The sequence below is a fragment of the Loktanella sp. SALINAS62 genome, from assembly GCF_018263905.1.
In the GTDB taxonomy this organism is placed as follows: Bacteria; Pseudomonadota; Alphaproteobacteria; order Rhodobacterales; family Rhodobacteraceae; genus Loktanella.
Map to the genome: position 1 here is coordinate 24,816 of NZ_JAAFZU010000023.1, position 18,351 is coordinate 43,166.

22 protein-coding genes are annotated in these 18,351 nt (G+C 58.6%); 10 read left to right on the forward strand and 12 right to left on the reverse strand.

Annotation, left to right across the window (positions count from 1 at the left end):
- Positions 1 to 24 precede the first annotated feature (24 nt).
- The 4 genes from GZH79_RS07640 to folK form a co-directional block, all read right to left on the reverse strand.
- Positions 25 to 633, reverse strand: coding sequence for a DUF2062 domain-containing protein (locus tag GZH79_RS07640; protein WP_211643197.1), 609 nt, complete (start codon positions 631 to 633; stop codon positions 25 to 27).
- A gap of 64 nt (positions 634 to 697) precedes the next feature.
- Complete coding sequence (locus tag GZH79_RS07645; protein WP_211643198.1) at positions 698 to 2,821, reverse strand: bifunctional (p)ppGpp synthetase/guanosine-3',5'-bis(diphosphate) 3'-pyrophosphohydrolase; 2,124 nt, start codon at positions 2,819 to 2,821, stop codon at positions 698 to 700.
- A 40-nt stretch (positions 2,822 to 2,861) separates the two neighbouring features.
- Entirely contained in the window at positions 2,862 to 3,215 is a 354-nt protein-coding gene (rpoZ, locus tag GZH79_RS07650) for a DNA-directed RNA polymerase subunit omega (protein ID WP_211643199.1), read from the reverse strand.
- A gap of 88 nt (positions 3,216 to 3,303) precedes the next feature.
- A complete protein-coding gene (gene folK, locus GZH79_RS07655; protein WP_349291174.1) occupies positions 3,304 to 3,927 on the reverse strand; it encodes a 2-amino-4-hydroxy-6-hydroxymethyldihydropteridine diphosphokinase in 624 nt (207 codons plus the stop codon).
- A gap of 88 nt (positions 3,928 to 4,015) precedes the next feature.
- On the opposite strand from folK, the gene GZH79_RS07660 reads away from it, so the two are divergent.
- The gene (locus GZH79_RS07660; RefSeq protein WP_211643201.1) at positions 4,016 to 4,594 is read left to right on the forward strand and encodes an NYN domain-containing protein; all 579 of its coding nucleotides are present in this window, start codon (positions 4,016 to 4,018) and stop codon (positions 4,592 to 4,594) included.
- 62 nt (positions 4,595 to 4,656) lie between these two features.
- On the opposite strand, the gene GZH79_RS07665 is transcribed toward GZH79_RS07660, so the two are convergent.
- Positions 4,657 to 6,303 (reverse strand): ABC transporter substrate-binding protein, encoded by a 1,647-nt coding sequence (locus GZH79_RS07665; RefSeq protein WP_211643202.1) that lies wholly within the window; start codon positions 6,301 to 6,303, stop codon positions 4,657 to 4,659.
- A 176-nt stretch (positions 6,304 to 6,479) separates the two neighbouring features.
- On the opposite strand from GZH79_RS07665, the gene ispH reads away from it, so the two are divergent.
- Entirely contained in the window at positions 6,480 to 7,430 is a 951-nt protein-coding gene (gene ispH / locus GZH79_RS07670) for a 4-hydroxy-3-methylbut-2-enyl diphosphate reductase (protein ID WP_211643203.1), read from the forward strand.
- Between the two features lie 12 nt (positions 7,431 to 7,442).
- Here the strand turns inward: ispH and GZH79_RS07675 are convergent, their stop codons facing one another.
- Complete coding sequence (locus GZH79_RS07675; protein WP_211643204.1) at positions 7,443 to 7,874, reverse strand: cupin domain-containing protein; 432 nt, start codon at positions 7,872 to 7,874, stop codon at positions 7,443 to 7,445.
- Between the two features lie 171 nt (positions 7,875 to 8,045).
- On the opposite strand from GZH79_RS07675, the gene GZH79_RS07680 reads away from it, so the two are divergent.
- The 4 genes from GZH79_RS07680 to GZH79_RS07695 are packed head-to-tail and all read left to right on the forward strand — an operon-like array spanning position 8,046 to position 10,183.
- Complete coding sequence (locus GZH79_RS07680; RefSeq protein ID WP_211643205.1) at positions 8,046 to 8,486, forward strand: DUF3429 domain-containing protein; 441 nt, start codon at positions 8,046 to 8,048, stop codon at positions 8,484 to 8,486.
- Positions 8,483 to 9,079, forward strand: coding sequence for a class I SAM-dependent methyltransferase (locus GZH79_RS07685; protein WP_349291175.1), 597 nt, complete (start codon positions 8,483 to 8,485; stop codon positions 9,077 to 9,079). Before GZH79_RS07680 ends, GZH79_RS07685 begins: the two co-directional genes overlap by 4 nt.
- 4 nt (positions 9,080 to 9,083) lie before the next feature.
- Entirely contained in the window at positions 9,084 to 9,536 is a 453-nt protein-coding gene (rnhA, locus tag GZH79_RS07690; protein ID WP_211643207.1) for a ribonuclease HI, read from the forward strand.
- Positions 9,533 to 10,183: a trimeric intracellular cation channel family protein gene (locus GZH79_RS07695; RefSeq protein ID WP_249219038.1), complete on the forward strand. Its 651-nt coding sequence runs from the start codon at positions 9,533 to 9,535 to the stop codon at positions 10,181 to 10,183. The genes rnhA and GZH79_RS07695 overlap by 4 nt, the downstream gene beginning before the upstream one ends.
- A gap of 9 nt (positions 10,184 to 10,192) precedes the next feature.
- Here the strand turns inward: GZH79_RS07695 and GZH79_RS07700 are convergent, their stop codons facing one another.
- On the reverse strand, positions 10,193 to 11,188 hold the full coding sequence (locus GZH79_RS07700; protein WP_211643208.1) for an NAD(P)H-quinone oxidoreductase: 996 nt from the start codon (positions 11,186 to 11,188) through the stop codon (positions 10,193 to 10,195).
- Positions 11,161 to 11,862 (reverse strand): COQ9 family protein, encoded by a 702-nt coding sequence (locus GZH79_RS07705; protein ID WP_211643209.1) that lies wholly within the window; start codon positions 11,860 to 11,862, stop codon positions 11,161 to 11,163. The genes GZH79_RS07700 and GZH79_RS07705 overlap by 28 nt, the downstream gene beginning before the upstream one ends.
- A 106-nt stretch (positions 11,863 to 11,968) precedes the next feature.
- Here GZH79_RS07705 and rpsU point away from each other — a divergent pair, with 106 nt between their 5' ends.
- Both rpsU and GZH79_RS07715 read left to right on the forward strand, forming a co-directional pair.
- On the forward strand, positions 11,969 to 12,175 hold the full coding sequence (gene rpsU, locus GZH79_RS07710; protein ID WP_211643210.1) for a 30S ribosomal protein S21: 207 nt from the start codon (positions 11,969 to 11,971) through the stop codon (positions 12,173 to 12,175).
- Positions 12,176 to 12,332: 157 nt separating this feature from the next.
- Positions 12,333 to 13,061 (forward strand): Crp/Fnr family transcriptional regulator, encoded by a 729-nt coding sequence (locus GZH79_RS07715; protein ID WP_211643211.1) that lies wholly within the window; start codon positions 12,333 to 12,335, stop codon positions 13,059 to 13,061.
- Here the strand turns inward: GZH79_RS07715 and GZH79_RS07720 are convergent, their stop codons facing one another.
- On the reverse strand, positions 13,062 to 14,069 hold the full coding sequence (locus GZH79_RS07720) for a DNA topoisomerase IB (RefSeq protein ID WP_211643212.1): 1,008 nt from the start codon (positions 14,067 to 14,069) through the stop codon (positions 13,062 to 13,064).
- Positions 14,069 to 14,284, reverse strand: a complete 216-nt coding sequence (locus GZH79_RS07725) for a DUF2945 domain-containing protein (RefSeq protein WP_211643213.1) — start codon at positions 14,282 to 14,284, stop codon at positions 14,069 to 14,071. The genes GZH79_RS07720 and GZH79_RS07725 overlap by 1 nt, the downstream gene beginning before the upstream one ends.
- A 278-nt stretch (positions 14,285 to 14,562) precedes the next feature.
- On the opposite strand from GZH79_RS07725, the gene GZH79_RS07730 reads away from it, so the two are divergent.
- Entirely contained in the window at positions 14,563 to 15,792 is a 1,230-nt protein-coding gene (locus GZH79_RS07730) for a DUF2254 domain-containing protein (protein ID WP_211643214.1), read from the forward strand.
- A 3-nt stretch (positions 15,793 to 15,795) separates the two neighbouring features.
- Here GZH79_RS07730 and ald read toward each other — a convergent pair whose 3' ends face one another.
- Positions 15,796 to 16,914, reverse strand: a complete 1,119-nt coding sequence (ald, locus tag GZH79_RS07735; RefSeq protein ID WP_211643215.1) for an alanine dehydrogenase — start codon at positions 16,912 to 16,914, stop codon at positions 15,796 to 15,798.
- A 134-nt stretch (positions 16,915 to 17,048) separates the two neighbouring features.
- Between ald and GZH79_RS07740 the strand changes: the two genes are divergently transcribed.
- Positions 17,049 to 17,510, forward strand: a complete 462-nt coding sequence (locus GZH79_RS07740) for an Lrp/AsnC family transcriptional regulator (RefSeq protein WP_211643216.1) — start codon at positions 17,049 to 17,051, stop codon at positions 17,508 to 17,510.
- On the opposite strand, the gene GZH79_RS07745 is transcribed toward GZH79_RS07740, so the two are convergent.
- Positions 17,511 to 18,329 (reverse strand): response regulator, encoded by an 819-nt coding sequence (locus tag GZH79_RS07745; protein WP_211643217.1) that lies wholly within the window; start codon positions 18,327 to 18,329, stop codon positions 17,511 to 17,513.
- Between the last annotated feature and the right edge of the window lie 22 nt (positions 18,330 to 18,351).

Sequence of the window (18,351 nt, forward strand, 5' to 3'; positions counted from 1 at the left end):
ATTCCTTGCTATAGAGACGGCAACTTAATCCGCTTTTGGTCCTTCGCCATCCCCCCGCGGCACTGGAGAAAGCTTTTCGAGCTTGGCGCGCAACACTTTGCGGCGACGGTTCTGCTGCACCCGCAGCACGGGCACGGCCAGAAAATATGCCACGGTTGCGCAGACCACACCGGGAAGCAGCCCACCAATCAGATAGGGGAAAAAGATGTCGTGATAAAAGATCGACAATCCGTGCCAATCGGCGCGGCCCGGCGTGAACAACGCCCAGATGTTCTGTGCAAGTTCGCGGCCGGCGCTGGCAAACTTGCCGCCCACCGACCCGATATCTTCGTGGGGACCCCGGCCAAGAACCCAGTGGCCCACACCCAGCGATGCCGCAGCGATCGGAAGATAGGTCAGCGGATTGCCAAAGAACGTCGCCATCAGTGCCGCAAGGATATTTCCGCGCATCAGTTTCGCGATCATGGCGGCGACCACGAAATGCAGCCCGTAGAATGGGGTGAATGTGGTGAACACACCCGCCCAGATGCCGCGTCCGATTTTTTCGGGGGTGTCGGGCAGACGCTGCAAACGGCGCTGGACATACCAGAACGCACGACGCCACCCGCCTTCGGGATACACGGCCGAAGCCATCACCCGCCACGCTGGTCGCCTGTCCCTGCGTTTGAACACCGCTGCGTTCCCCTTGATGACCTGTTCAGGTGCCAGATTGACCCGGATCGCGTTGGCGCGACAGGTCCGACACGTTGCTGTCTGCTTCGATTGCCGTGATGACGCGGTGCAGATGGTCCGCGTCCCGCAGGTCGACGTCAATCAACAACCGAAAGTAATCGGGCTTGCGGTCGATGAATTTCAGGTCTGAAATATTGGCATCCTGCTCACCGATCAATGTGCAGATCCGCCCAAGCACCCCCGCATCGTTGGTGATCGAGATATCCAGCGTCACCGCATGAACCGGCTTGTGCTGCCCGTCTTCCCACCGCAGATCGATCCAGCGATCCAACTGATCCTCGAAATCGGCCAGCGCCTGACAATCGATGGCATGCACCTTTACGCCCTGCCCCCGGTAGGTAATGCCAACGATCCGTTCGCCCGGAACTGGCTGGCAGCAGGCAGCGCGCTGAAACTTCTGATCGTCACGCAGCCCGACAACAGCATGATTTGCGTCCACCTCGCCACCGGGCCGCTGATCAAGGTCGGGATAAATCGCGCGGACAATTTCGCGCGCCGACACTTCCGCACTGCCAAGACGGGCCAGCATATCGTTCGCCGCCCCCATCGCCATCGTTTTGGCAGCGGTGCGAATCGCTTTTTCCGTCATGTTCTTGCCCGCGTTTTCAAAGGCGACACGCAGTAATTCGCGGCCCAGCCTGATATAGCGGTCGCGATCTTCTTCGCGCAGGAACTTGCGAATGGCGGTCTTGGCGCGCCCGGTGACGGCAATGTCGATCCATGTCGATTGCGGTGTCTGACCAGCGGCGGTGATAATTTCGACCGATTGGCCGTTTTTCAGTCGCGTCCACAGCGGCACCCGCAGCCCGTCGACCTTGGCGCCCTGACAGGTTGTGCCGATCCGCGTGTGAATTGCATAGGCAAAATCAATCGGCGTTGCGCCCCGCGGCAGCTTGATGACCTCTCCTTTTGGAGTGAAGCAAAACACCTGATCGGTGTACATTTCCAGCTTGACCGCTTCGAGAAAGGCATCGTGGTCTTCGTCGTCTTCCAGCCGTTCGGTCAGGGCGCTGATCCATTTTACCGGATCGACGGCAAAGCGGTTTTCGACCCGTTCGCCGTTTTTATAAGACCAATGCGCAGCAACGCCGGTTTCCGCGACTTCGTGCATTTCGCGGGTGCGGATCTGCACTTCGACACGGCGCCCGTCGCGGCCCGATACGGTCGTGTGAATCGACCGATAGCCGTTCGTTTTGGGCTGACTGATGTAGTCCTTGAACCGGCCCGGCACGGCACGCCACCGCTGATGGATCGCGCCAAGGATGCGATAGCAATCGCCTTCGGTCGCAGTCACGATGCGAAAACCATAGATATCAGACAACCGGCTGAAACCTTGGTCCTTTTCCTGCATCTTGCGCCAGACAGAATAGGGTTTTTTGGCCCGTCCCATGACTTCGGCGTCGATATCGGCACGTTCCAGTTCGACCCGGATATCCGAAGAGATCCGGTTCAGCACGTCGCCCGATTCCCGCTGCAGCACGATAAATCGGCGGATAATGGAATTGCGCGCTTCGGAATTCAGGACGCGAAAGGCCAGATCCTCCAGCTCTTCGCGCATCCATTGCATCCCCATACGTCCGGCAAGCGGCGCATAGATGTCCATCGTTTCGCGCGCTTTCTGGGCCTGCTTTTCCGGTCGCATGGATCTGATCGTCCGCATGTTGTGCAGACGGTCAGCCAGCTTCACCAAGGTGACGCGCAGGTCGCGGCTGGTCGCCATGAACAGCTTGCGGAAGTTTTCGGCTTCTTTTGTTTCGCGACTGTTCAGTTGCAGGTTCGTCAGCTTTGTGACGCCGTCCACAAGTTCCGCGATTTCGGTGCCAAACCGATCCTTTACGATTGCGAAACTGGCAGGGGTGTCTTCGATGGTGTCATGCAGCAGTGCGGTAATGACGGTCGCGTCATCCATCTGCATCTTGGCCAGGGATTCGGCCACGGCGACGGGATGGGTAAAATATTTCTCGCCGGAATGGCGGTACTGCCCCTCGTGCATCTGATCGCCGAACGCAAAGGCGTCGGCGATCAGTGCGGCATTGGTACGTGGATTATAGCTGCGGACCAGAGCGATCAGATCGTCGGCTGTCGTCATCTTGATCCGGCGCTTTCGTGGATTGGGCCGGTGATGGCCGTCAGCGTTGACCTTGCGCTTCCATCAGGGCGCGCAACAACTTTTCTTCGGACATATCGTCTTCGACGGGTTTGTCCGATTCGGCGCCCATCAGAAGAGCCATCTGGTCTTCTTCGGGTTCGTCGACTTCGATTTGGGTCTGGTTGGCTTCGATCATGCGCTCGCGCAAATCATCGGCCTGCTGGGTTTCGTCTGCGATTTCACGCAGCGACACGACGGGGTTCTTGTCGTTGTCGCGGTTTACCGTGACAGGCGAACCCGCTGCAATTTCGCGCGCACGATGTGCGGCCAGCATGACGAGTTCAAACCGGTTGGGGACCTTGTCGACACAATCTTCGACGGTAACGCGGGCCATCGGCACACTCCTGTTGTTGTCCGGGCTGGATAGCAAGCCCCGCTTCTGGCACGCGACCGCAAAAAACACAAGCAGGTTTCCCAACCTGTCAAGAGGTTTCGACGTCGATCCGCTTGATACCGTCCAACTGGTCAGGTCGAAGCGCATCCCGCATCTGCCGGACGGTCAATCCAGACACCGGATGCACCCAATCCGGCGCCACATCTGACAGGGGAATCAGAACGAAACCGCGATCCTGCACCCGTGGATGCGGCAGGATCGTTTCTGTCGGCCATGTCGTTTGCTGATCAGCAAGCGGCATGTCCCGCCAAAAATTAAAAGTTGTGACGTCAGGTAATATCACATTTCCGAGTGAAACCAGATCAAGATCTATTGGCCGTGGCCCCCATCGCTTTGTGCGAATGCGCCCTGCGTGGCGTTCAAGATCGTGTAGCACCTGCAGGATATCATCCGGGTCCATCAGGCTATGTAGTGCGATTGCCGCGTTAACGAATTCGTTTCCGATTCCAACGGGGTAGGCTGGCGTCGCGTATAAATGCGACATTGAAAAATCCCCATCATGCGCCAGTGCCGCTGCCGCTTTTTCCGCAAAAGTTGCAACAATTTCCGCACGATCAGCTCTAGGTTGCACAGCGTTCCCGCCGATCGCTATGAGCGTTAACTTGCCTGTCTCTGACATAGCCAAACTTGCACCGTCTATTCCAACCCTCATATAGGGCCAATCCGTAAGATACCTATCCGACTTGGATGATTATGTATCTGTGATTGACGACATCCGACTTCGCAAAGGTCACCAACATATGTTTTACCGAGACGAACGTCTGGCCCTGTTTATTGACGGGTCGAACCTTTACGCCGCAGCAAAAGCGTTGGGTTTCGATATCGATTATAAGCTTTTAAGGCAGGAGTTCATGCGCCGTGGCAAGCTGTTGCGCGCGTTTTACTACACGGCACTTCTGGAAAACGACGAATACTCTCCCATTCGCCCATTGGTTGACTGGCTGAATTACAACGGTTTTTCCATGGTGACGAAACCGGCCAAGGAATTCACCGATTCCATGGGCCGTCGCAAAATCAAAGGAAACATGGATATCGAATTGGCCGTAGACGCTATGGAACTGGCGCCAAAGGTCGATCATATCGTTCTGTTTTCCGGCGACGGTGATTTTCGTCCGCTAGTCGAATCGCTTCAGCGTCAGGGCGTACGGGTGTCGGTGGTATCGACGATCCGCAGCCAGCCGCCGATGATTGCCGACGAACTGCGCCGACAGTGCGACAATTTCATAGAACTGGACGAGCTGCGCGATGTCGTGGGGCGTCCGCCCCGTGAGCCGCGCGAGATGCAGGAAACATCTGCGTCGATGTCCGACGCCGAGTAAGCTGCACCCCAGTATCGGCATCAAAGGCCCGCAGGTTTTCGCCTGCGGGCCTTTCTTGTGTATCAGTTCGCGGCAAAGCCAAGCTGTGCCACGTTGATTTCAAACGCTGGATGCTGTTCCGCGCCGACGACTTCGGGCTTGAAATGACGGTAGATCGAACGCCAGTACGGCTGGACGACAACGCCATCGTCGCGCAGCATGGTTTCCAGTCGGGCCGTCACTTCGGTCCGGGCGTCAGCATCCGCAAGGCTTAGCGCTTCTGCCAATGCACTGTCGAATTCGGGGTTGCTGTAACCAGATTCGTTCCAGGTTTCACCCGACCGATACGCCAGCGCCAGAATCTGCACAGCCAGCGGACGATGCCCCCAATCCGTTGCTGAATAGGGATAGGTGGTCCACCCATTCCAGAACGTACTACCCGGAATGACCGTCCGCTTGACCTGAATGCCAGCGTCCCGCAACTGGGCCGCGACCGCATCACATGTGTTCTTGCGCCATGTGTCGTCGATCGAGATCAGTTCGTGTTCGAAATCCTGCATCCCGGCTTCTTCCAGCAATGCCATTGCCGCCTCTGGGTCATACTCTGCTGGTCCGATGTCGGCATATTCGGGATGGATCGGTGCAACGTGGTGGTTGGCCGCGACCACACCATCATTGGAAAAGCCCAGTTCCAACAGTGTCGCGTTATCGACAGCCAGCGCCAGCGCCCGACGCACCCGAACGTCGGCATAGGGGGTCGTGCCATCGACTTCTGCTTTTTGGTTCGGGCGGATGACCACGGTGGAAGATGTGACCGCCTCGCTTTGGGTCCAGCCAGCGCCGTCCATGATGTCTTTGAATTCACCGATGGTTTCGTAATTCATGTCGAATTCGTCGGACAATGCACCAGAAACGATTGCGGCCTGATCGGTACCTAGGTCGATAAATTCGACCCGTTCCAGCGCGGCACCTTCGCCCCACCATGTATGGCCTTCGTTCCGGACCAATGCGGCGCGCACGCCGACCTCGTAACCATCGGGCAGATAGGCGCCGGTGCCTTTGGGGTCGAGCAACGGATCGCCCGAAAAGTCCTGCGGCACGATCGCCGCCGGGAAATCGGCAAAATTGGAAATAAGCGTGATATCCGACTGGGACAGGTCCAGCACGATGGTCGTATCATCCACAACGGTGATCGCACCCTCAGTGATATTTCCCGTATCTTCATCAATCAGCGACGTCATCCGCGACGCCATCGAATTTCCATCAAAGGACGAATCACACCAGCGTTCGATGTTGAACGCCACGTCCTGCGCCGTGAACGGGGTACCGTCGTTCCATGTGACACCCGGACGGATGTTCAGCGTGTATTGGGTCGCATCCTCGTTGACGTCCCAGCTTTCCAGCAGCATCGGCTTGATCGAACCGTCGCGCTGGTATTCGGTCAGATATTCCAGCCAGCCGCGTGTATAATTTGACATCTGCGGCCAATCGTAACTGCGCGGATCTTTTAATGCGCGCACTTCCATCTGAATGCGAAGCGTTCCGCCGTCCTGCATGCTGGTCTGGGCGCGGGCAGGCGTCGCCAGTCCAAGCAATCCATAAGCCGCGGTCGCCGTCACCCCCAGCGACGTGGCGCGGGTCATGAATTCGCGGCGTGACAGACTACCATGCGTGACTTCGTCGGCATAGCGGCGGGCAGCGGGGTGGATCGGGTCGGTTGAACGGTTCATAGCAGCATCCTATCTGGTCGGTACAGCGCGACAGCAGGCCAACGCTTAGCGTTTGGAACTAACGCGTGTGTTGATCTGTTCAACCATGGTCTGACACGGTTTTGAGATTCCGCGACACTGGACCCGATCCCGGTTCGGCCCTATCAGTTGCACCGACCCGTACCGAAAGGCGCAATATGTCCAATCCCGCCCTGAACCTGTATCTTGCAGCCCCACGCGGGTTTTGCGCAGGCGTCGACCGCGCAATCAAGATCGTCGAAATGGCGTTGGAAAAATGGGGATCGCCCGTTTTTGTCCGGCACGAGATCGTTCACAATAAATTCGTGGTCGATGGTCTGCGTGACAAAGGCGCGGTGTTCGTGGAAACGCTGGATGAATGTCCTGACGACCGCCCCGTTATCTTTTCAGCACATGGTGTACCAAAGGCAGTCCCTGCCGCCGCAGCAAAGCGCGAAATGATCTATGTCGATGCCACCTGCCCACTGGTCAGCAAGGTGCATATCGAAGCACAGCGCCACGCCGACAATGGCCTGCAGATGATCATGATCGGTCATGCGGGCCATCCGGAAACCATCGGCACGATGGGCCAATTGCCCGATGGTGACGTGCTACTGGTCGAAACAGTGGCGGATGTCGCCCATGTGCAGGTGCGTGACCCAGAAAAACTGGCCTTCGTGACGCAGACCACGCTGTCGGTCGATGACACCGTCGATATCGTGCAGGCGCTAAAGACGCGGTTTCCAGCGATCATCGGGCCGCACAAGGAAGACATTTGTTATGCGACCACCAACCGCCAAGAAGCGGTAAAGGCGATGGCCCCGCTGTGCGACGCCATGCTGGTCGTGGGCGCACCCAATTCTTCGAATTCGCGCCGTCTGGTTGAAGTCGGCACGAAAGCTGGTTGCCCTTATAGCCAGTTGGTCCAGCGGGCCGATGACATTGACTGGCGGGCGCTGGATGGCATTGGGTCAATGGGCATCACGGCAGGGGCATCAGCCCCCGAAGTATTGATCGAAGAGGTCGTTCAAGCGTTTCGCGACCGCTACGACGTGACGATCCACATGGTCGAAACCGCTGTCGAAAACGTCGAATTCAAGGTGCCCCGCGTCCTGCGCGAACCGGCCTGACGCGGCAAGCCGCTACATCGCGACTTCGGCCTGCATGACCGGGACGGGTCCGGCCGAAAAGCGATATTCGATATCCGAAAACCGATCCTGCGGGAATCCGTACAGAAACCGTAGCCCGTCTTCGCCCGCGACAACGCAATGTTCTGCGTCCGCCGGGATATACAGCGCGATGCCCGGACGCAGATCGTGATCAATGCCGTCAATCGTGACAATACCTTGGCCCGCCAGACAAAAATAAAATTCGCACGGGGAATGACGGTGCGAATGCAAGGTGCCCTGCGGGCCGAATTCCGCCACACCCAATGTCAGGCTGGCGGTCTGCGTACGGTCACCCGAAAATAATGTGCGCCACTGCACGGTGCCGTGGCTGGGATCGTCGAATCCCTCCAATGGCGCGTGGTCGGCATTGGCCACAGTGACCATCGCTTTATTCAAGATATCCATGCCAGCGCCTCCTCCGCCCTGATTGCGCTGGCACCATGCAACTGATCCGGCTGGCGTGTCCGTTTCCTTTCCGACAATGTGTTGTCGCAATTTGACGCGTCGCGTTGTGCAAGACAGCACAGTTATTCTATCTGTGACCCAACCGACCCTGTTTGCAAAAGGCCTGTGCCCATGTTCCGCATCCCGACTGGACCCCTTGTTCTTGGCCTTGCGGGGTTGTTGCCGTTTTTATGGGGGGCACTGACCGCCTTGGTCCCGTCGTTGGGGGAATGGGCCATGCTGACGCTGGGGGGCCGGTTTACCGCGCCCTTTGTCCAACTGTCTTATGGCGCAATCATCCTGTCGTTCATGTCCGGCGTGCTATGGGGCTTTGCCACGCGGCAGGGTGGTTTGCTGCCATATGCGCTATCCGTCATTCCCGCGCTTTGGGCGTTCTTTATGGTGGGCGGCGGCCCGACCGCTGCGGGGATCAACCTGTGCGCGGGCTTTCTGGGTCTGCTTCTTCTGGACTGGCAATTCGCAAAGGCGGGTCTGGCGCCCGCATGGTGGATGCAACTGCGGACCCTACTGACCGCCATCGTCGTGGCCAGTTTCCTGCCGCTGATCCTGTGAGCGTGGATCACCGGACCATCGGGTTTTACGACACGGCGGCCAGCCGCTACGCGACCCTGAACCATACCGACAAAGCCAGCGCAGCGCTTTGCGCTTTTATGAAACTTTTGCCGCCGGGCGGGTCCGTTCTGGACCTGGGCTGCGGGCCGGGACGCGCATCGTATCATCTGCGCGCTGCCGGGTTCACGCCAGACCCGGTTGATGCGTCCAGCGCCATGGTCGCATTTGCACAGGACACGCACGCGCTGCCTGCGCGGCTGGCAAGCTTTGACGATCTGAACGCTGTCGCGGCCTATGACGGCGTCTGGGCAAATTTCAGTTTGCTGCACGCAGCCCGCCATGACCTGCCACGTCACCTGTCGGCCATCGCCACCGCGCTGCGACCGGGCGGCGTGTTTTACGCCGGCATGAAAACCGGTCAGGGTGAAGCACGCGACGCGCTTGATCGACGCTATACGTATGTGACGCCGTCGGAATGGGCTGTGATGCTGGATGATGCAGGATTCAGCCTGATTGCGTCGCGTGAAGGGGTGGACAAAGGCTGCGCCGGAACAGATGACGCCTTTCTTGTAACCCTCGCGCGGAAGACCTGACACGATGCCTGACCTGTTTGCCTATACCGACGGTGCCTGTTCCGGCAATCCCGGCCCCGGTGGTTGGGGCTGCCTGATGATCGCCCGTGAGGGCGGCACCGTCATCAAGGAAAAGGAATTGAGCGGCGGCGAAGCCCAGACAACCAACAACCAGATGGAGTTGTTGGCCGCGATCAGCGCACTGGAATCCCTGACCAAACGCAGCGCGATCACGATCGTGACCGACAGTTCCTACGTCAAGGACGGGATCACCAGCTGGATCTTTGGCTGGAAAAAGCGCGGCTGGAAAACCGCCGCCAACAAGCCCGTCAAAAACGAGGCACTGTGGAAACGGCTGGATGCCGCGACGCGGGAACACGACGTATCGTGGCAATGGGTCAAAGGACATGCGGGCCACCCGGAAAACGAACGCGCCGACGCGCTGGCGCGGGCCGGAATGGCCCCGTTCAAGCCATGATCGCTGGCCAAATCGACGGCTTTGTGCCCCTGCTGGCCGCGCTGGATTACGCGTCGGTGTTCATTTTCGCGATCACAGGCGCGCTGGTCGCCAGCCGCGCACAGCTGGATATTGTTGGCTTTGTGTTTGTCGCGGCTGTGACGGCGACCGGCGGTGGCACCGTGCGGGACGTGCTGCTGAACCGCGACATGGTGTTCTGGGTCGCCAACCCGACCTATATCGCGGTCGCCAGCGTGGCCGCCGTGCTGGTGTTTTTGTTCGCGCACAAACTGGAAAGCCGGTATCGCAGCATTTTGTGGTTTGACGCGCTGGCGCTGGCTGTGGCCGTCCCCGCAGGCGTCGGCGTGGCGCAGGCAATGGGCATGGACTGGCCCATCGTGCTGATCATGGGGATTTCAACAGGCTGTTTCGGCGGGTTGATGCGCGACGTGGTCTGTAACGAGGTGCCACTGGTCCTGCAGCAGGGCGAACTTTACGTGACCTGCGCCCTTGCGGGGGCCGCGGCGGCAGTGCTGTGCCAATGGTTCGGTCTGACAGGTGCTGCACCGCTTGCGGTGTGTGCTGTGACCACCTTTGCACTGCGCGCGGGAAGCGTCGCCCGTGGCTGGCGACTGCCTGTCTACAAAAGCTTTCCACCCCGCCAGTAGGCGACGCCGTCAGACAACTTTGAGGACGATCTTGCCGATGTGATCGCCTGCTTCCATCCGCGCATGGGCCGCGCTGGCATCTTCCAGCGCAAATTCCTGATCCATGACCGGTGCAACCCGCCCTGTCGCCAGCAGGGGCCAGACATGGGCGCGCAATTGGTCCGCGATGCGCGCCTTGGCCAGATCGCTTTGTGGGCGCAGGGTGCTGCCAGTCAGGGTCAGACGTCGGGTCATCATCTGGATGAAATTCACCTCTGCCTTCATGCCACCCAGAAACGCGATCTGGACCAACCTGCCGTCGTCAGCCAGTGCGTTGATGTTACGCTGAATATAGCTGCCCCCCACCATATCGAGGATCACATCGGCGCCACCTTGTTGTTTTACAGCCTTTACGAAATCATCACGCTTGTAGTTGATCGCCAGTTCCGCGCCCAGATCACGGCAGACGGCCAGTTTGTCGTCGGTGCTAGCCGTCGTGAAGACGCGCGCCCCGAATACATGCGCCAGCTGGATCGCCGTCGTGCCGATGCCTGACGACCCGCCATGCACCAACAGGCGTTCACCCGCTTGCAAACCGCCGCGCATGAACACGTTGGACCAGACCGTGAAATAGGTTTCCGGCAGGCAAGCCGCCTTTTGCAACGACATGCCGTCCGGCACCGGCAGACAATGGGCCGCAGGCGTCATCACGTATTCCGCATATCCGCCACCCGGCAGCAGTGCGCAAACCTGATCGCCCACTGACAGACCGCTGACGCCCGGGCCGACCGCATGTACATGGCCAGCGCATTCCAGTCCCGGCAGATCGGACGCCCCTGCCGGCGGATCATAGGCCCCTGCCCGCTGCAGCGCATCGGGCCGGTTCACCCCGGCAAAAGCGACCTTTATCACGACCTGCCCCACGCCGGCCTGCGGCATCGGCCGATCCGTCACCTGCAAAACGTCCGGTCCACCCGGTTTGGTGATTTCAACGGCCTTCACGATTCGCGTCCTGTCTTGCGCCATTGCCCCGGAACCTCGACGTCACGCATCGCAGACGGTGCCCGGACCATACCAGCGAGCTTTCCAAGCGGGATGGTCAGCGGTTTCAGCAACGGGTTCGCGTTGACCCGCGCCTTGAACTTTTCGAACTGCATTACCTCTGCGATCCGGCGGTCGATGAAATCATCCGTGGCGCTGTGATCAACCGACTGGTCCCCTAGCCAATACAACACGACGGACGCCCATACCCCCGACAGGGTCGCGCGTTTCGTGTACCAGTTGGCATCACGTGACGTATCACCCAGCGCGGTCCAGATGGCATCGGCAGTGCCCCACATCAACTTTGCCCCTTCGGCGGCCAGATGGGGCAGCGCAAACAGGGTGGTGCCGCGCCGCACCGCTTCTTTGTTGGGCGATGCATCCAGCCGTAACCGGATCGCGCGAGCCACCTTTTCGCTAAATCGCAACCCTGACATGTCATCCGCTGCGATGGCCTCAACCATCCGACGGTCGCCTTCGCGGTGATAAAGAACCGCCAGATCAGTGGCCCCCCGTGGACACAGGCTGCGCGCCCGTGCGGCAGGTATATCCGTTGACGCAATCGCGGCCTTGAACGCTTCTTCCGACCAGCCATCGAATGCGACTTGTGGCAGGATCGCGTCCAGCAGTTCCAGTTTTGCGGGGTCTGTATAAGTCATGGGGCCTCCTTGCATGTCAGCAGACTAGACAAGTTAGAGCAGCGCGGCTATAGGACCAATTCCTGCAAATTTTTGCAAATCTGACTAGAAAGGTGGTGAAAACCACATGCAGGTTAGTGTTCGTGATAACAACGTCGATCAAGCGCTCCGTGCTCTGAAGAAAAAACTTCAGCGTGAAGGTGTGTTTCGTGAAATGAAGCTCAAGCAACATTTCGAGAAGCCCTCCGTCAAGAAAGCACGCGAGAAGGCCGAAGCGATCCGCCGTCAGCGCAAGCTGGCACGGAAAAAGGCCCAGCGCGAAGGTATGCTGTAAAGCAGACTCTTTTCGACTGAAAGAAAGCCCCCGTCTGTTAACAGGCGGGGGTTTTTGCGTGTATTTCGGCGCATTCACATGCTTCCGCGCCAAATGTGTGCTTTAGTCCGGTGATCGCAAATGTTGGGTTTGTGCACATCACAAGGATATAGCCGCCATGACCACGCCGTGCCAAAAGTGTCCGTTGCGTCGGCATGACCTGTTCACCGACATGTCCGACGACAATGTGCAGGCGATGCAAAGGTTCAAGGTGGGCGAACTGACCGTCGATGCCGGTACGCCCTTGTTGATCGAAGGGTCGAACAGCCCGCAACTGTTCACAGCCCTGCGGGGTATGGGGATCAGATACAAGACGACGATTGATGGTCGCAGACAGGTCGTGAATTTTGTCTTCCCCGGCGATTTCATCGGATTGCAGGCCGGTTTGATGAAAGAGATGGCGCATTCCGTCGAAGCACGATCACGCATGACCCTGTGCGTGTTCAACCGATCAGAACTTTACAGCTTTTTCCGGTCCCACCCTGAACGCGCGTTCGACATCACATGGCTTGCCGCCGTCGAAGAACATTTCCTGGGCGAAGCCCTGACATCAATAGGTCAGCGCACCGCAAAACAGGCGCTGGCCTGGGCCTTGGTACGGATATTCGAACGCGGCAGCATGATTGGCCTGACAAATAATCGCAGCATGAAATTGCCATTCCGCCAGCAGGATCTGGCCGATGCACTGGGGCTGTCGCTGGTCCACACGAACAAGACCCTGAGCCAGCTGCGCGATTCGCAGCTGGCAAACTGGTCGGACGGTCAGTTGACCATCAATGACACCGAAAAGCTGGCAGCTGTCGCCGGCGTCGAAACCGGATTGGTGCCGCGCCGTCCGCTGATGTGATCAGCCGCCACGCAGATAGGCTGCTAGTTCCGCCTCACCTTTGCGCAGGCCACTGACGGGTTTTGTCTTTGCCAAACGGTTGAACAATACTGCGCGTTCATCGGCATGAAGATCGGCCAAATCGATGACGGCCGGGTGAATGTAGCTGGTTCGCGATACGGCCGCAGTATTGTGAAGCCGCAGCGCCGCCGCTTCGCACATCGCCTTGATCGTCGGTGCGTCGTTATTGCAGGCATAGCAGAACGCCGCATGCGTCCCGTTCCACGTGCGCAACGTTTTGGCCGTGACGTCTGCACCACAAATGTCGTGCAGCGCGTCATTGATGTGGTCGGACCGGATGCCATGCGTGTCGCCGCGATCGTCGACATAACTGATAAGCTCTGCACCCGGCAGATCCTGTGAATCGTGCAGCACATGCGCCAACCGGGGGGCGTAGAAATCCTTTTCCACCTGTTTGCCACCCTTGCCAACATAGGCCAGCGCCAGATGGCCGCCGTCGATGTCGACGTGTTTGTTCAACAGGGTCGTGACGCCATAGCTGCCGTTTTCATCGGTATAGGCGGCATTTCCGACCCGCATTGATGCCCTGTCGATCAGCACCAAAGTCGCGGCCAACGCGGTATCGAATGTGCCCGCATCCCCGCGCAGTCGCATTGCAATCCATCGGCGCAGGCTGGGTAAATGATCGGACAGTTGGATCAGGTTGTCGTATTTCAGCTGTGCATGCAGCTTTGTCCAATCGGGATGATATCGATATTGCTTGCGTTCGCGTTCATCGAAACCCGTCGCCTGAAGATGACCCAGTGGCATCGGGCAAATCCAGACATCGGTATAGGCTGGCGGCACGCCCAAGGATTTCAGACGCGCCCGTTCTGCCTTGTCATCAATCCGTGTGCCGTCTGGTGCAATGTAACTGAAACCGCGCCCGGCGCGTTTGCGCCGGATGCCGGGTTCGCTGTCAGGGTAATATATCAGGTCGGATCGCCCCTGAAGATCGGCGTAGGCCATCAGGCTTTCTCTATTTCCGTGATCGACTTGAACACTTCGTCGCCGTCGTCCTGTTCGATCCGGAATGACGGTTCTTCCGCGCTTGCGTCACGCGTGATCTCTGTACCGCTGATTTTCAGGGTCCGCTTCTGCGTATACTTCTGGGTCACTTTTCCGGTGCCGGTGCCGGACCCCCAATTCCATTTGACGCGGTCGCCTTCGTTGATGCTGGACATGTCTCGCTCCTGTGTGTTGTGGCACCCACTGTGGCGCATCCCACTGCGGGGCACGCGGCGCGGGTGGCCAGTAACTTAAGAGGGAATGGCGCGACCGGACCCTCACTTTCGGGGAGGAGGTTCAGGTCCGGTCGCATATCAATCGGCGGGGGACAGCGCCTTGATGATGACTGAACGCGTATCGCCCCGTCCGGTTCCACGTCGCGCGGCACATTTTCAATTCCCCGTGCGTGTTCCGGGCTATGTTCTGTGCAGACCTAGGAAAAAAGGCAGTTGTCATGGCGATGATGGGCGGCGCGTTCATGCGCAAGATCGTGGTTGATGTGCGGGCCAGCTATTGGGCCGTGCCGTCCGGTTTTGTCGTCGCAGCCATGATGCTGGCGCAGTTGTTCATCTGGTTAGACCGCAACCCGGACGTTTTGCCATTCACCCTGCCGGACACCTGGATTGATCGTCAGGGTGATGGCGCACGGCAGACGTTGACGACAATTGCCACTGCCGTCATCGGCGTCGCAGGTGTCATGTTTTCGATGACCTTGGTGGCAGTCAGCTTTGCGGCAGGCAATTTTGGCCCCCGTTTGATCGGGAATTTCATGCGTGATCGTGGCACGCAAATCAGCTTTGGGCTTTTGATGGCGACTTTTGTTTACGCCGTCTTTGTTTTGCGCGCGATTCATGGTCCCACGGATGACGTTGCCCCGTTTGTCCCGCAGATGTCATTGCTGTTGGCAATGGGGCTGATGGTCGTGTCGGTCTTTACGATGATTTTCTACGTGCACCATGTGCCCGAAACGATCAACGTATCGAATATCGCGTCAGATCTTGGGCATCGGTTCAGCCTTGATATCCGCCAGTTGATCGACGCACGCGGCTCGATCTTGGTCGAAGACCTTCCCTTTCAACAGCGCAGCCTCACCACAGACATCTACGCAGCCCATCCGGGATATATTCAACAGATGGACAGGGACACCCTGTTTGACTGTGCGCGCAGGCAGGACTGGCTGATCAAGGTGCACCATAATCCAGGCACCTTCATCAGCCCGCACGTGCCGTTGATGACGGTCCATTCCAACGGCGTTTTAACCGAAACCCAGATCGGCACGCTGCGCGACGCGATTGCGACCGGGAACGCCCGGACAGAAGATCAAGCCACCCCATATATCGGGGACCAATTGTGTGAAATGGTGGCCCGCGCACTTTCGCCGGGGTTCAACGACCCATTTACCGCCATGAATTGTTTGAATTGGCTACACGCAGGTTTAATGGAAGCGATCCATTACAAAGGTGGCCTGAAGCCCCTGACAACGCAGCGCGTGACAATCCGCTTTACCGATTTCGGGGATCTGCTGACACCGTTTGAAAACTGTGCGGCCTATACCGTGACCGACCGCATGGCCCGCACACGGCACCTGATGCTGGCCCGATCGCTGGTCAACGATGCCGGACGCGACCACCCGCAGACGGAACGGCTGGAACGGCTGGTCAGGCAACTTGACCAGCCGGACTAGACATCAGGCTTGAATGGCGGCCTGCGGGTCCAGCGTGTCCAGACCCAGTGCTGCGCCCACTGCGGCATAGGTCACATGCCCGGCGTGCACGTTCAGCCCGGCCAGCAGATGCGGATCGTCGGCGCAGGCCTGTCGCCAGCCCTTGTCAGCCAGCGCCAGCATGAACGGCATGGTCGCATTGCCCAGCGCGATGGTGCTGGTCCGGGCAACCGCCCCCGGCATGTTCGCCACGCAGTAATGCATGATGCCGTCGACGTCATAGATCGGATCTTGATGCGTAGTGGCGCGCGAGGTTTCGAAACAGCCGCCTTGGTCGATGGCCACATCGACCAGCGCTGCGCCCGGCTTCAGCTCTGCCAGTTGGGCGCGGCTGATCAGTTTTGGCGCGGCGGCACCGGGGATCAGGACAGCACCGATGATCATGTCGGCCTGCACCGCCAGTTCCATCGTGTTGCCTGCACTGGCAAAGCTGGTCTTGAACACCCCGGCAAACACGTCATCCAGATAACGCAGTCGGGTCAGCGACCGATCCAGAACCGTCACATCGGCACCCATGCCCGCAGCAATCCGGGCCGCTTGCGTGCCGACGACACCGCCACCGATGACCACGACATGCGCGGGGCCGACACCGGGCACGCCACCCATCAGAACACCGCGACCGCCATTCGCTTTTTGCAAGGTCCACGCCCCGACCTGCGGTGCCAGACGTCCCGCAACTTCGGACATCGGCGCAAGCAAAGGCAGGCCGCCAAAACGATCCGTCACAGTTTCATAGGCAATACAGGTGGCCCCGGACGCAATCAGGTCACGAGTCTGATCGGGGTCCGGTGCGAGGTGCAGATAGGTGAACAGAATCTGACCTTCACGCAGCATCTTGCGTTCGACCGCCTGCGGTTCCTTGACCTTGACGATCATGTCGGCGCTGGCGAACACCTCTGCCGCTGTGCCTGCAATGGCGGCGCCAGCAGCAATATAATCGGCGTCAGGAAAACCAGCGCCCAGACCGGCGTCGGTTTCCACCGTGACGGTGTGACCGTGCAGAATGGCCTCTCGCACGGCATTCGGTGTCAGGCCGACGCGAAATTCCTGAGGTTTGATTTCTTTTGGACAGCCGATGTGCATGGAACGCTCCTGTGTTGCGGTTTCATCCACTATCGCGTCTTGCCTGTGGTAAGTTTTCGATTGTTTTACCATCGCGATCGGACAAGGATCACAATTATTGCACCGGGTGGGCAGTTACTGGGAAAATATCGTGCATGATCGAAATTGACGACACAGATCGCCGCCTGATGGCGGCTTTGCAACGCGATGGCCGCATGACCAATGCCGAACTGGCGGACAAGGTGAACCTGTCGGCCAGCGCCTGCCACCGCAGGGTGCAGCGTCTTGAAAAAATCGGGGTGATTGATGGCTACGTAGCACTGGTCAACGCGCGCAAGATCGGGCTTTCGACAACGGTCTTTGTCGAAATCACGCTATCCGCCCAAGCGGACGAGGTGCTGGATGCCTTTGAACGGGCTGTGCGGCTGATTCCGGACGTGCTGGAATGTCACCTTATGGCAGGATCTGCCGATTATCTGTTAAAGGTTCTGGCAAAAGACACCGAAGATTTTGCCAGGATACATAGAAAGCATCTGGCGCGCCTACCCGGCGTCGCGCAGATGCAATCCAGTTTCGCGTTGCGAAAGGTCAGGGCGACGACCGCCCTGCCGATCTGATCAACCGACGTTCAGCGTTTCGGTCGACGAAAAGAACATGGCCTGTGCCACGGCGGACCTGACCTGTTCTTCGGTATAGGGTTTGGCGATCAAGAACGCAGGTTCCGGTTTGTCGCCCGTCAGCAAACGTTCTGGGAACGCCGTGATAAAGATAACCGGCATATCACCAAACGCGCCCAGCAGTTCATTGACCGCATCGATACCCGAAGAGTTATCGGCCAATTGAATGTCGGCAAGGATCAGATCGGGCTGTTCGGAAATACCCAGTTTGATCGCACCTTCGTGGGTGCGGGCTATGCCCGTCACCTTGTGCCCCATGTCGGACACCAGCGCTTCGAGGTCCATGGCAATGATCGCTTCATCCTCGATGATCAGGATGCGCCCGGCGATGCTGTCCGCCATTTCGCGGTGGGCGACGCCGACCAGATGCGCGACCTCTGACTCGTCGATGGACATGATGTCTGCAATTTCAGGATACGAAAATTCTTCGATGGTGTTCAGCAGCAGCGCTTCGCGGGTGTTGGTCGTCAGCTTTGCAAGATGTCGTTGCGCGGCACCTTCTATGCCAACCGGGCTTTCGCCGGGTTCTGACGTGTCTGTGCTGGACCACATCATATGTAGCGTTTTGAATAACGCAGATTTTGGAGAAATCTGTGTGTCAAAAATGCTGCGATCCTCCAAAATCGCCTCGAGCGTGGCAGCGGCATAGGCGTCACCGCTCGCCTGCGATCCGGTCAGCGCCCGTGCGTAGCGCCGCAAAAACGGAAGATAAGTGCCAATGGCGGTGGTGACGTCCTGGTCGGCATTCGAAGTTGCCATAAGTTTTTTTCCTGTCATGTCC